General features: G+C 67.6%; 8 protein-coding genes and 1 tRNA gene. 5 read left to right on the forward strand and 4 right to left on the reverse strand.

What is annotated here, in order from left to right:
* Nucleotides 1-6: 6 nt before the first annotated feature.
* Entirely contained in the window at nt 7-1,023 is a 1,017-nt protein-coding gene (locus OH146_RS12140) for a phosphotransferase (RefSeq protein WP_265161157.1), read from the reverse strand.
* Between the two features lie 119 nt (nt 1,024-1,142).
* Between OH146_RS12140 and nudC the strand changes: the two genes are divergently transcribed.
* Complete coding sequence (nudC, locus tag OH146_RS12145; RefSeq protein ID WP_265161159.1) at nt 1,143-2,114, forward strand: NAD(+) diphosphatase; 972 nt, start codon at nt 1,143-1,145, stop codon at nt 2,112-2,114.
* Nucleotides 2,111-3,865: an ATP-dependent helicase gene (locus OH146_RS12150; RefSeq protein WP_265161161.1), complete on the forward strand. Its 1,755-nt coding sequence runs from the start codon at nt 2,111-2,113 to the stop codon at nt 3,863-3,865. The genes nudC and OH146_RS12150 overlap by 4 nt, the downstream gene beginning before the upstream one ends.
* A gap of 747 nt (nt 3,866-4,612) precedes the next feature.
* On the opposite strand, the gene OH146_RS12155 is transcribed toward OH146_RS12150, so the two are convergent.
* Entirely contained in the window at nt 4,613-5,962 is a 1,350-nt protein-coding gene (locus OH146_RS12155; protein WP_265161162.1) for a zinc-dependent metalloprotease, read from the reverse strand.
* 74 nt (nt 5,963-6,036) lie between these two features.
* Between OH146_RS12155 and OH146_RS12160 the strand changes: the two genes are divergently transcribed.
* From OH146_RS12160 to OH146_RS12170, 3 genes are all read left to right on the forward strand, one after another.
* Complete coding sequence (locus tag OH146_RS12160; protein WP_265161164.1) at nt 6,037-7,167, forward strand: YlbL family protein; 1,131 nt, start codon at nt 6,037-6,039, stop codon at nt 7,165-7,167.
* A gap of 78 nt (nt 7,168-7,245) precedes the next feature.
* The gene (locus OH146_RS12165; protein WP_265161166.1) at nt 7,246-10,131 is read left to right on the forward strand and encodes a UPF0182 family membrane protein; all 2,886 of its coding nucleotides are present in this window, start codon (nt 7,246-7,248) and stop codon (nt 10,129-10,131) included.
* A gap of 121 nt (nt 10,132-10,252) precedes the next feature.
* Nucleotides 10,253-10,326: transfer RNA gene (locus tag OH146_RS12170), tRNA-Met, on the forward strand.
* A 212-nt stretch (nt 10,327-10,538) separates the two neighbouring features.
* Here the strand turns inward: OH146_RS12170 and OH146_RS12175 are convergent.
* Nucleotides 10,539-12,410, reverse strand: coding sequence for a hypothetical protein (locus tag OH146_RS12175; RefSeq protein WP_265161168.1), 1,872 nt, complete (start codon nt 12,408-12,410; stop codon nt 10,539-10,541).
* Nucleotides 12,407-13,444 carry a hypothetical protein gene (locus OH146_RS12180; RefSeq protein ID WP_265161170.1) on the reverse strand — a complete coding sequence of 346 codons (1,038 nt, stop codon included), beginning with the start codon at nt 13,442-13,444 and terminating at the stop codon, nt 12,407-12,409. The genes OH146_RS12175 and OH146_RS12180 overlap by 4 nt, the downstream gene beginning before the upstream one ends.
* Between the last annotated feature and the right edge of the window lie 20 nt (nt 13,445-13,464).

The following is a 13,464-nucleotide window of genomic DNA, read 5'->3' on the forward strand; positions in this document are numbered from 1 at the left end:
CGGCGGCTAGCTCGCGGGGTTGGCGTCGCCCCGCCGCTCGCGCTCGTCGAGCATCGCCTCGACCTCGTCCACTGCGAGCACGGGCATCGTGTTGTGGGCGATCGTCTGGTCCATGTCGTGCTCGACGCGGTCCACGAGGTTGTGCAGCATCGCGACCGCATCGTCGACGATTCCGCTGTCGCGCAGCTGGCTGCCGTGCAGCAGCCACTTGGCAAGCTCGAGCTCGGAGTAGAGGCGGGCCCGCTGTGCGATCTGGCGGTCGCTCGAGCCGCGCGCCAACTGGTAGGCGTCGAGAGCGGATTCCGCGACATCCGTGTTCCTGGCGGAGAGCAGCCATGCGAGGTCGCGCGCGGGGTCATCCACCGAGAGGGCGTGCCATCCGGTGATGCCGGAGACCTCGTTGCCGGAGCGCAGGAAGGAGTCGGCCGTTAGCGCGCCGTTGATGACGGTCGGCAGGAACTGCCAGAGAGCCGAATCCTCGGTTGCGCGCTCCCAGCGGCGAAGCAGCGCGACGGGCACGAGGTTGGTCGCGGAGGCACGGTCGAGCACGGAGACGAGGGAGCGCAGCGACTCCTGCGGCGAATGCACGGGCAGGCCGGCGTCGCCCACGAAACTCGTCGGCAGGGTGTGGATGGCGGCGATCGCCCGGCCGATGGATGTCGCAAGGCCCTCGCCTGCCGGGATCGCGTCGAGCCGCACGCGATCGCCGTAGACGAACTCGGTCACGACGGCGCGGGTCGTACCGACGGGCGTCTGCCCCGCGAAGCGGGTGACCTCGAAGGGCAGGCGGCCGCGCACCCCGACGCTGAGGGCGCGCAGGGCGAGGAGATCCTGGGACTGTTCGGCCTCGGCCCGCTCAGACTTGGCGACGCGCACCACCCAGTGGCGACCATCCGCCCCCGTCACGACGGCGGAGTCGAAATCGCTCTCGTCTCCCGCGTCATAGCCGCCCACCTCGCGGGCGTCCAATCCCTCGACGGCGGCGGTAGCCAACGCGGCTAGAGTGAGTAGCGATCTGGCCATGTAGACAGGCTAGGTCGATTCAGGCCGCCCCGGGCAGAACGCCACGCGCACGGCGTGCCAGTACATGTCATTCACGAGATCGGTTCCGCATGCTTGATCGACCCTCCGAGCGTCTCCCGGTGTGGCGGTCCGAGCTCGATCGGGATGCCCTCGTCCGCATGCGGCCCGACGCTCTCTCCCTGCTCCTTGCAGACGCGGCGACCCGTGTGCTGCTCGTGCGGCGCGGCTCGGCCCTCGTCGACTCGGGAGGGCTTGCCCTGCAGCCGCTCGCGGCCCTGCCCGAGGGCGCCGTCGAGAGGGCGGATGCGGTGGTCTACCTCGGCAGGACGCTCACGGAGAGGCCAAGCGCGCCGCGGGGCGCCCCGATCCTGGCGGTCGCGGTCGATCAGGAGACGGCCGACTCCCTCACGGATGCCCAGCCGGATGCGCAGCGGGATGCGCAGCCGGGTGCGCAGCCGGATGCCCAGTGGGCGAACCTGCGCACCTTCGGCTCCAGCGCGAGCCGCTTCGACATCGAGGCGCTCACGCAGGCGCTCGCCCTCATCAACTGGCATGCCTCCCACGGCTTCTCGCCTCGGACGGGCGTGGCAACCGAGCCGGTGCACGCGGGCTGGGTGCGGCGCGGGGTCGACCCCGATCACGACATCTACCCCCGGATCGACCCCTCGGTCATCGTCGCGGTCCTCGATGCGGAGGACCGCATCCTGCTCGGCTCGAATGCGATGTGGGAGAAGAACCGCTTCTCGCTGCTCGCCGGTTTCGTGGAACCGGGGGAGTCGCTCGAGGCGGCGGTCGAGCGGGAGATCCTGGAGGAGAGCGGCCTGCGGGTGACGGATGCCCGCTACCTCGGCTCGCAGCCGTGGCCGTTCCCTGCCTCCCTCATGCTCGGCTTCACGGCGCGCGTCGAGGGTGGCGAGCTGCGCCCCGACGGGGAGGAGATCCTCGACCTGCGCTGGTTCAGCAGGCAGGAGCTCGCAGCATCCCTCGACCAGATCGTCCTGCCGGGGCGTGTCTCGATCGCGCGGGCGATCATCGAGCACTGGTTCGGCGGCGAGATCGAGGATGGCGCGGCGGGCGGGTGGTCCCGATGAACCAGCCGCCGGGACCGGATGCCCTCCTCTCCCACCTCGACGAGGAGCAGCGTGAGGCGGCGCAGGCCACACACGGCGCCGTCTGCATGCTGGCGGGAGCGGGGACGGGTAAGACCACGGCTATCACGCACCGGATCGCCTATGGCGTCGCGACGGGCGTCTACCCGCCCAACCGGGTCATGGCCCTCACCTTCACGTCGAAGTCGGCGGGGGAGTTGCGAGCGCGTCTCGCCCGCCTCGGTGCGGGGGGCGTCTCCGCGCGCACCTTCCATGCCTCGGCCCTCGCCCAGCTCGGCTATTTCTGGCCGCAGGTGATCGGGGGCGTCATGCCGCGCATCCTCGAGAGCAAGGGGCGCCTTCTCGGTCAGGCCGCCGAGCGGCTGCGCCTGCGCCTCGACACGGCGACCCTGCGCGACCTCGCGGCGGAGATCGAGTGGCGCAAGGTCTCGCGGCTGAGCCTCGCCGAGTATGCCCTGGCGGAGCGCGCGATGCCTCCCCAGCTGGATCTTGAGCGGATGCTCGACCTGCAACAGGCATATGAGGACCTCAAGGATGAGCGGCGCCAGCTCGACTTCGAGGACGTGCTGCTGGCGACGGCCGGAATGATCGAGTCCGAGCCGCGCGTGGCGGAGCAGGTGAGGGAGCAGTACCGCTTCTTCGTCGTCGACGAGTATCAGGATGTCTCGCCGCTGCAGCACTACCTGCTCCAGCTCTGGCTGGGCGATCGTCGCGACGTGTGCGTCGTGGGCGATGCGAGCCAGACGATCTACTCCTTCGCGGGGGCCTCGTCGCGCTTCCTGCTGCGCTTCCCCTCCGACTACCCCGAGGCGACGGTTGTGCGGCTCGAGCGCAACTACCGCTCGAGCCCGCCCATCGTGGATACGGCAAACCGGCTGATGCGCGACCGGCCCGGGGCTCTCGTGCTGCACCCGGCCGCCCGGGGGGTGCGCAGTGCTTCGCCGCAAGAGGCACCGAGCGTTGCCGTCTACGACAATGACATGGCGGAAGCCCGCGCGGTCGCCCGAGCGATCGAGGCCGAAATCGCCGCCGGCCGCCGCCCGCAGGACATCGCGGTGCTGTACCGGGTGAATTCGCAGGCGCTCGCCGTGAGCACGGCGCTCGGTGATCTGGGCGTCAGCACGCGCGTGACGGGGGCGGCACGTTTCTTCGAACTCCCCGAGGTCAAGCAGGCTGTCATGATGCTCAAGGGTGCCGTCGTGGGGGGCGTGCCGGAGCCGCTCTTCAAGACTGTGAGCGATGTCGTGCGTTCGCTCGGCTGGACGCAGGAGGCGCCCGAGGCGCGCGGTGCCGTGCGCGACCGCTGGGAGTCGCTCAACACGATCATGGCGCTTGCCGAGGAGATGGGCCCGCGCACGACCCTGCGCGCCTTCGTGGATGACCTCGCGCACCGCGCGGCGACGCAGAACGAGCCCACTCAGCGCGCCGTGACGCTCGCGACCATTCATGCGGCGAAGGGCCTCGAGTGGGAGAGCGTGCACCTGATCGGTCTGAGCGAGGGCCTGCTCCCCATCAGCTATGCGGCTGACGAGGAGGCGATCGAGGAGGAGCGGCGGCTGCTCTATGTCGGCATCACACGAGCGCGCGAACGGCTGGCTCTCTCCTGGTCGCGGGGGCAGCAGCGAAGTGGCGATCGGCAGCCGAGCCGCTTCCTGGCGGAGCTGCGCAGCCGCACTCCGGATGCACCGCCCACTCGCGCGTCGTCCGCTGCCCCGTTTCGTGGTCGATCGTGACCGCGCTCGCGCTTGACGGCGTCGGGGATGCGAGGCGCGCCTCGACGATCCGCACGACCTGACTCACGATCTCGCCAGCAAAGAGTGGCGTGTCGACGGCGGATGCCCGTCCCCACAGTTGCGACGCCATGGCGGGCCAGGCCGGATCCTCGTCGCGCCGATGCAACTCGAGGCAGTGCAGGCACGCTGTGACTCCCGGCTCCACGAGTGGCCCGAGCCGGGCCGCGCGGTCGCCGAGCACGAGCGAGAGGTGGGGAACGTCGCGGCTCAGCCAGCGCCCTCGCTCGCCCGGGTCGACGACGTAGTGGCCCACGATGATCGTGAGGTCGGGCCGCGACGCCGCGTCCTCCTGGAGGAAGCCCCGCTCGGCGAGCGTGTAGCGGATGCGGTCAGCGACGACGCCCGAGCCTGTCACGACGACATCCCCCACGGGAGGGCGCTGCTCAGCCCGCTCGAGGGCCGGCTCGACGCGGCGCAGCAGCTCGTGCGCCTCCGTCACGGGAGCCTCGGCCGATTCGGCCATGAGGGCGAGGGACTCGACCGTCGTGCCGCCGACGAGGGCGGCGAGCATCCGCTCGTGAAGGTTGCTGAGGCGCTCCAGCACGACGACGGCGCGATCGACCCCGAGCTGGAGGGTGTCGGGGGAGCGCCAGACGAGGGGCAGCCGGGGGTCGAGTCTGAGGGGCACAGGGGAATCATGCGCCAGCCGCGGGAGGGACGCCGCGGATTATCCACAGGCGCTGCGACTCAGTCCTCTCGGGGTCGGTCCCCGTCCTCGTCGCCCAGGAGGTCCTCGATGGCGCGATCGATATCGTCGAGTTCGGGTTCTGCGCGTGTAAGGCGCTCGATGAGGGCCTCCGGCCGGTCGATGTCTTCCGAGGTGGGCACGACGTCGGGGTGCGCCCAGAGCGCGTCGCGCTCTTCCGCACCCACGGCATCCGTCACCTTCTGCCACATCGCGGCGGCCTCGCGCAGCCGACGCGGCCGCAGCTCGAGGCCGACGAGGGTCGCGAAGGCCGACTCTGCGGGACCACCGGCGGCTCGACGCCGCCGCACCATCTCCGCGATCGCGGTGCTTGAGGGCAGACGCGTCGTCGCGCGTGCGGTGACGGTGTCGACCCAGCCCTCAATCAGGGCGAGGATCGTCTCGAGGCGCCCGAGGGCGGCGAGCTGGGCATCCGTCTTGGGCGGGATGAGGGCGCCGCTCGCGAGCGCCTCACGCAGTTGCTCGGGGTTGGAGGGGTCGAGGTCGGCAGCGAGGTCCTGTAGGGGCTCCGTGTCGATGTGGATGCCGCGGGCATAATCCGTGATGGCGCTGATGAGCTGCAGGCGCAGCCACTTGGCGTGACGGAAGAGCCGGGCGTGTGCCAGTTCCCGCACGGCGAGGTAGAGCTGCACCTGGTCGGCGGGGATGTCGAGTCCCTCGCCGAAGGCCGCGATGTTCTGCGGCAGGACAGCGGCCTGATGGTCGCTCGAGTCGCCCGAGGTGAGCAGGGGGATGCCGATGTCGCCGCCCGAGACCACCTCGGTCGAGAGCTGGCCGACGACGTGGCCGAGCTGCATCGCGAAGAGGGTGCCGCCGATATTGCGCATGAGCTGTCCCGCATTCGCAAGCATGCCCGCGAGTTCCTCGGGGGCTTGATCCCGGATGACGTCGGTGAGGGCGTCGGCGATGCTCGTGGCGACGGGCTCGGCGAGCTGCGTCCAGACGGGCATGGTCGCCTCGACCCACTGCTCTCGCGTGAGGAGGTGGGGCTCGCTCGTGAGTTCCGCGATCGAGGTGACCTCCCCGAGCCACAGCGCCGCAACGCCGAGCACCTGCTGCGTCGCCTCGCGGTCGGCGGGCGTCACGGTCGCGCTCGTGGAGGCGGAGATGGCTTTCGCCTGATCGAGGGCGATGCTCCAGTTGACTCCGTCGCCGCCCTGCTGGATGGCGCCCTGCAGCTGACTGATCATCTGCGCGATGAGCGCGGGGTCGTCGGGCAGCCCAGCGGCTCCCGCGAGGCGGCGCGGGTCGATCTCCGCATTGCCGGAGAGAAGCTCCCGCAACATGTCGCGGAGTTCGTCGCCGGGGTCTCGCTGGGAATCGTCAGACATGCCGACTACGCTAGCCGCTGCATCCCCAACGATGCCTGTGTTTTGACCCGAGGCGGCCGTCCCACCGTGCGCCCGTGGCGAACAGCCCCGAAAGGACCACGGTGCCGCTCCTCCCTCCGCCCGACGGCCGGGCGTCTTCCCCTGCCCCGACGCGCCGTGCGCGGGCCGGGTGGTGGTTCCTGGTGCTGGCCCTCCTCGGCGTTGTCGTGCTCTCCTTCGTGCCGACCCCGTACGTCATCCAGCAGCCGGGCCCCGTCTACGACACGCTCGGCTCGGTGGAGATCGACGGCGAAGCGACCGACCTCATCGAGATCGACGCCGAGACCTATGAGACGAGCGGAAGCCTCGATCTGCTCACCGTCAATGTCGTGGGCAGTCGTGCGACCCGCACGGGATGGTTCTCGGTCGTGAGCGCCTGGCTCGATCCGAGCCGTTCCGTGCTGCCTCTCGACTCCGTCTACCCCGAGGGCACGAGTTTCGAGGATGCGGAGGAGGCCAGCCGCGTCGACATGGAGAACTCCAAGCGGGAGGCGGTCGCGGCCGCCCTGCGCGAGCTCGGCTACACCGTCGAGGGCACCCTGACGATCGCGAGCGTCGCGGAAGGTTACCCGGCGGACGGGGTCATCGAGCCGGGCGACACGATCGTGAGCGTCGACGGGGAGGCCCACTCCGACGTCTCAGCCCTGCGCGAGGCGCTCGCCGTGCACGGCACCGAGAGTGCCGCAGCCCTGACCCTGCTGCGTGACGGCGAGACACTCGAGGTGGAGGTCACTCCCGTGCTCTCCGAGGGCAGCGACCCCATCCCCGTGCTCGGCGTCGGCGTGCAGGTGGAGTATGACTTCCCCGTCGACGTTGACATCACCCTCGACAGCGTCGGCGGCCCCTCCGCGGGCATGATGTTCGCGCTCGGCATCGTCGACAAGCTGAGCCCGGGGGATGCCACGGGCGGCGAGATCATCGCGGGCACCGGCACGATCACCGCGACGGGTGAAGTGGGCCCGATCGGTGGAGTGCGCCAGAAGATGTACGGTGCGCTCGGCGCGGGGGCGGACTGGATGCTCGTGCCCTCGCGCAACTGCAGCGAGGTCGCGGGCAATGAGCCGTCTGGCTTGCGGGTCATCCCCGTCGAGACACTGACGGATGCCCTCGCGGCGCTCGAATCGATCAGCGGGGGGCAGCCGGAGTCCCTCGCCTCCTGCCCGTGACGGCGCCCAGCATTCGCTCCACGGTGACCCCTTAAGATGGGCCCTATCCCGACCCGAGCACCGAGCCAGGAGTAACGCTTGACTTCCGCATCTGCACAGACGCCCGCGACGAAGCGACGGAGCACACTCGTCATCACGGCGGTGATCATTGCCGCGGTCGTGCTCCTCTTCTTCATCTTCGCGGGTCTCTACACCGATTGGCTGTGGTTCGAGCAGCTCGGCTTCGAGTCCGTGCTGACGACCCAGTGGCTCGCAAGCGCCGCCCTGTTCGCGATCGGCTTCCTGGCGATGGCGATCCCCGTCTGGCTCAGCATCGAGATCGCCTTCCGTCGCCGGCCCGTCTACGCGAAACTCAACGCCCAGCTCGACCGCTACCAGCAGGTCGTCGAGCCGCTGCGCCGCCTCGCGACCTTCGGCATCCCCATCGTCTTCGGCTTCTTCGCGGGTATCGCTGCCGCGACCCGCTGGGAGATGGCGCTGCTGTGGCTCAATCGCACGCCGACGGGCGAGACCGACCCGCAGTTCGGGCTCGACATCTCCTTCTACCTCTTCGAGCTGCCCTTCTACTCGGGCATCGTCGCCTTCGGCTCGGCCGTCGTGATCGTCTCGGCGCTCGCGGCGAGCTACCTCTACGGCGCCATCCGCGTCAACGGTCGGGAGGTGCGCATCTCGAAGACGGCGCGCATCCAGCTCGCCATCACGGGTGCCGTCTACCTCATCCTGCAGGCGGTCGCCTTCTGGCTCGACCAGTACGCCACCCTCTCCGAGACGAGTAGCGGCCTGCTCTACGGTGCCTCCTACACCGACGTCAACGCCGTGATCCCCGGCAAGGCGATCCTCGCCCTCGCGGCCGCCGTCGTCGCGGTGCTCTTCCTCATCACGGCGGTCATCGGCCGGTGGCGTCTACCCATCGTCGGCACGGCCCTCCTCGTCATCACCGCGATCATCGCCGGCTCGGTCGTGCCCTGGGTCATCCAGCGCTTCCAGGTGGAGCCGAGCGTGCGCTCGCTCGAGGCCCCCTACCTGGAGCGGAACATCGAGGCGACCCGCGCGGCCTATGGTGTGAGCGATGTCGTCGAGACGCCGTACGCGGCCACGACGGACGCCGAGCCCGGGCAGCTCCGCGGCGACGCAGAGACGACCGCGAGCATCCGCATCCTCGACCCCGCTCTCGTGTCCGACTCGTTCCGCCAGCTCGAGCAGATCCGCCAGTACTACTCCTTCGCCGACCACCTCGACGTCGACCGTTACGAGATCGACGGCACGCTGCAGGACACCGTCATCGCGGTGCGCGAGGTTGACGCCGCCAACACGGGTGCTGGCAACAGCCGCTACAACGAGACCTTCGTCTACACGCACGGTTTCGGTGTCGTCGCGGCGGCGGGCAATGAGCGCACGGCCGATGGCATGCCCCAGTTCATCCAGTCGGGCATCCCGAGCACTGGAGTGCTGGGCGAGTACGAGCCACGCATCTACTTCGGCGAGAACTCGCCCGCCTACTCGATCGTCGGCGCCCCCGAGGGTGCCCCCGAGATCGAACTCGACTACCCGGCGGGTGGGGAGGACAGCGACCGCAACGCCACCACCACCTATGAGGGTGACGGCGGACCCAAGCTCGACAACATCTTCAAGCAGCTCGTCTACGCCATCAAGTTCCAGTCGGAGCAGATCGTGCTCTCGGATGCCGTGAACTCGGAGTCGCAGATCCTCTACGACCGCGACCCGCGGGAGCGCGTGCGCAAGGTCGCGCCCTACCTGACCCTCGACAGCGACCCCTACCCGGCCGTCGTCGACGGCAAGGTCCTGTGGATCGTGGACGGCTACACGACGAGCGCGGAGTACCCGTACTCCGACGTGCAGGCGCTCAGCAACGCGATCGTCGACACCTACACGGAGGAGCCGCTCGTCGCGCTCGACGAGATCAACTACATCCGCAACTCCGTCAAGGCCACCGTCGACGCGTACTCGGGTGAGGTCACCCTCTACGCGTGGGACGACGAGGACCCCGTGCTCGCGACGTGGCAGAAGATCTTCCCCGCCACGGTCGTGCCCGCGAGCGAGATGAGCGAGCAGCTGCTCGCCCACGTGCGCTACCCGGCCGACCTGTTCAAGGTGCAGCGCGCGATCCTCGGCACCTACCACGTGACCGACACCAACTCGTTCTACTCGGGCGACGACGCGTGGGTCACGCCGCCGGAGCCGACTGCGACGGCCGCGACCGCGCAGGCGCAGCCTCCGTACTACCTGTCGATGCAGCTTCCCGGCATGGAGGAGCCCGCGTTCAGCCTCTACAGCACCTACATCCCGAGGTCGTCGGGGGGTGAGGTTGCCCGCAACGTGCTCACGGGATATCTCGCGGTCAACTCCGATGCGGGGGAGAACTACGGAGAGTTCACCCTGCTGACCCTGCCCAAGCAGGACACGGTGCCCGGTCCCGGCCAGGTGCAGAACAACTTCAACTCCGACCCGGTCGTCTCGCGCGATCTCAACATCCTCGACCAGGGCTCGACGACGGTCGAACGAGGCAACCTCCTGACGCTGCCCGTCGGCGGCGGCCTGCTCTATGTGCAGCCCGTCTACGTGCGCTCGACGGGTGAGACGAGCTACCCGGTGCTGCAGAAGGTGCTCGTGTCGTTCGGCGAGGAGATCGCCTTTGAGGACAGCCTGGATGCTGCGCTCGACTCGATCTTCGGCGGCGACTCCGGTGCCGACGCCGGCGACGAGGGCGTGCCCACGACCCCGATCGACCCGAGCGAGCCGCTCGTGCCGACCGACCCCGAGGAGCCGACCGACCCGGGCACGCCCGGCCTGTCGGACTTCGAGACGGCCCTCGCGGACGCCCAGAACGCACTCGAGGAGCGCGAGGCGGCCTATGCCGCCGGCGACCGCGTCGCCGCCGCCGAGGCGGACGAGCGACTGCAGGATGCGCTCGAGCGCCTCTTCGCGGCATCCGAATCGGAGTAGTAGTAGCGCAAGACGGGCGGGCCCGGTGACCACGGTCGCCGGGCCCGCCGGCGTCTGCAGGGGTGCGGTTGCGGCCCGATTTTACGGCTGCCCGAGGCCGTGCTAAGGTGGATCCTTGTGACGCGGGGTGGAGCAGTTCGGTAGCTCGCTGGGCTCATAACCCAGAGGTCGTAGGTTCAAATCCTGCCCCCGCAACAGAGGCTCATTCCGGAAATGATCGAAGGATTATCCGGATATTGAGCAAAGAAGGACCGGGATGGTGGAAAAATCATCCCGGTCCTTTTTCTTTGCCTTGTCAGAGCTTCGCTGACCAGACGGTGCCTAGCGTTTGGGTCGTTAAATGGTGAACGGCCTGCTTGTGGGCAGGCCGGATCGTCTGGTCTTGCGGAAGAGAAATCTGGGGCCGGTTAGCCGAGTGGCTCTGAAGCGGCTGTCGGCCTTGTTTTCGCGAGCGGTGTGCCACGCTCGTCTCGTCTCCGCCTGGCTCTAGTAGGGGACGCTGCTCGTTGGATTCGCTCCGCTTCGGAGTGGAAGAACGTGGCGATGCGTCGCATGTTGGAGGCGACTACGGCGACCGCCAGCGCGAAGTAGGTTGCTGCGTAGCCACGACCGCTGCGCTTCCTGACATTCTCTATGTCACCGTGCTCGGGGGTCTTAAGAATGTTGTTCGAACTCTCCACGAGATTGCGCATCGCAAACCATGCGGTCCATTTTTCGCTCTTATACCGCAGGTGCTGCGCGAACTTCAGTGGTTGCGACTTCCCTCGGGTGTTCTTGGACTGATCTGTCTTCGGCTTCCGTGCGGAGGCGGTGCCAGCTGCGATCGATTCAGTCTCTGGGAGGACGGGAGGGATAGTGATACTCGTCACCTGCGGAGGGTTTTTGGGGCGCACCATCATCTGGCTGATCGGCGGATAGGAGAAGCGTTGGTAGCCGTCCGCGTCTCTTCTTCCTTTGGGGATCATTCGGTAGGGCTCACGAAACGCGAGGCGTTGCTTCAGTGTGGGTTCGCCCGCGGAGATGTCTGCGATGGTTTTCTTGGCGTCGGCCACTTGCTCGCTGGTGGGGCCATTTCTCCCGCTCGGGTGGTCGAACTGGTAGATGACGGACTTCGCCTTCTCCATGGCTTCGTCTGCTTTGGCGCTCTCGCTGCTTGCGCTGATGAGTTGCTCCGGCATCCAGCCGACGTACCAGTTCCCGTCGACCAGGATCAGGTCGGCGTAGTGGCTTTGGACTCCGAGGTCGTTTGCCTGGTAGTCGAAGACGGCATCGACTCCGAGCTTCGCCAGCGGCACATGAAAGTTTTCAATCTTCTCGTAGTTGTACGCGCGGTCGACCGCGAGTACGAAGCGGTCAAAGCCGAGGTTCTTGTGGCGCGCTGACATCGCTGCTGCGTAACCCACAAGCTTTCCGGGGGCGTGGCACCCGATCTCGGTAACCAGCGATGGGAAGGCCGCGTTCTCTCCGGGGCTGTTCCAGATCATCGCTGAGGTTTCGAGTTCGTACGCTGCCACGTCTGTGGCGGCGCCTATTCCGCCGTGGCTGCCGTCACGTCTGTAGCGGCCAGCGAGCGGGTTTGGGTTGCTTCTTGACCCTTCTTTGCTTGCGCTGTTGCGCGGGCCGCGAATGGGCACCATCGTGGCGTCGATGGCGATGTTGCCCTTGTACTTCTCCCGCAAGTCGAGGGGCAGCGCCCGATAGGAAGCATGGACGAGCGCATTGCAGAAGTCGTCGAGTCGTTCCTGGTTTCGGTGCTGGAGCGCCATCGCCTCTGGCGCTGCCATCGAACGCAGCAGCATCGCAAACTGTTCAGCGTTCAGGATCTTTCGCAGTGGTGTCGGCGTCGGATTCATGAGCGAGATGAGCCGATATGTGGTGTCGGAGATCCTCTTGTACCAGTGATGCGGGTCGCCCTCCGTGACGCGGACGCCGAGGGTTACGAAGTGTTCGTGCGAGAACCGGTAGGCGAGGGTGCGGGCTAGCTCTTTGTAGCTGACGCCGATGCCCATTTGTGCGTTGAGGAGGTACAGCACGACAAGCGCACTCAGCGGGATGATCGCCTTCTTCCCAGCATTGCTCTTTCGCCTCTCCGAATCCCACGCGCCCAGCATGCGGAGGATGCCCGATGTCTCGGCAATCCGAATCGCGGTGTTCAGATGCGCTTTCGGCACAGGGTGCATGGCAGTGCCTGCGTCGTACTCGCGATGGCCCACACCAAAGGTGGCCACCATGCGATCTTCGAGGTGGGCGAGTGCATCCGGGTGGCTGATCCGCGTCATGCTCGGCCGCCTCCGCGGAGCTGGCTGCGGACATTCTGCACACTGGGCGTCGTTAGGTATTGGACGTAGTGGTGCAGGTTGTCGAACTGCTTGAATCCGGCCGCTTTGAACACAACTGCGATGTGCACTCGCTCGTCAAGGAGCGTCACCAGCCAGCTTGCCCGCAACCGCGATGGCTTGGGTGCCGTTCCGTCGCATCGTTCAGTGAAGTCTGTGACCAGATTCTTATTCTTGCTCGTCGTGCGCTCCGGTCCCCATACCGGTTTCCCGGGCTCACTGTCAGCTACGGCCTCCAGGAGCATCTCTTCCCACTCGGCGCGCACCGTCACCTCGCGAGGGCTGCGCCCGCGCACGATGATCGTGACCCCGGATTCGCTGGCGGTGACATCCTCAGGGTGAAGGTCGCCGAGTTCTGCGGGCCAAAGCCCTGCACCTGCGGCGCCTGCGAGGAGGAGTTTCGCCTTCGTGGTCCTCTGCGCTGTGCGTTGACCGCATGCCCAGACGCGAAAGGCCGCGGCTTCCGCCGCTGTGTACGGGTCCCTGATGCTGCGGCGTTTGATCGGCTTCATCGACTCGGGGTTCTCAGCCGGGGCAACCTCGTCGGCAATCTTCACCAGGGTTGAGCGATAGGTCGATTGAGTGCCTGCCTCGAGAGCAAGGGATTCGCAATAGCTCTCGATGACGCGCCGGTTGAAGACCGCACCTGACTCCTGCGGCAGGCCTTGGAGGTTGACGGCCCACTGCACGAAGGGAGCAGCGGTCTTGAGTGCTCGATCAGCGTCGAGAGTGGTGGTCTCGGTCGCTGCCGCGACAGCGTCTAGCACGAACACTCGGATCGCCGCCCAGTCCCGATCCGGGATCCTCGGCGAGTACCGCATTAGCGGACCTACCACCTCCTTTGAGCATCGGCGGATGTGACGTCCGTCGAGTATCACCGCAGCGGAGGCAATAAGAGAAACGTCAACTATCAGGTTCGGGTCGCTGCTCTCCGTGGCGATCGTGCGGGTGGATGGGACGGTGTTGTGAATGCTCATACCTGGGTCCTGTGCACCCA

The organism is Homoserinimonas sedimenticola (assembly GCF_026094475.1).
Classification (GTDB): Bacteria; Actinomycetota; Actinomycetes; order Actinomycetales; family Microbacteriaceae; genus Homoserinimonas; species Homoserinimonas sedimenticola.

Coding starts and splice junctions, on each gene's coding strand:
- OH146_RS12180 (WP_265161170.1), bottom strand. CDS start 13,444: ATGAGCATTCACAACACCGTCCCATCCACCCGCACGATCGCCACGGAG.
- OH146_RS12140 (WP_265161157.1), bottom strand. CDS start 1,023: ATGGCCAGATCGCTACTCACTCTAGCCGCGTTGGCTACCGCCGCCGTC.
- OH146_RS12175 (WP_265161168.1), bottom strand. CDS start 12,410: ATGACGCGGATCAGCCACCCGGATGCACTCGCCCACCTCGAAGATCGC.
- OH146_RS12155 (WP_265161162.1), bottom strand. CDS start 5,962: ATGTCTGACGATTCCCAGCGAGACCCCGGCGACGAACTCCGCGACATG.
- OH146_RS12150 (WP_265161161.1), top strand. CDS start 2,111: ATGAACCAGCCGCCGGGACCGGATGCCCTCCTCTCCCACCTCGACGAG.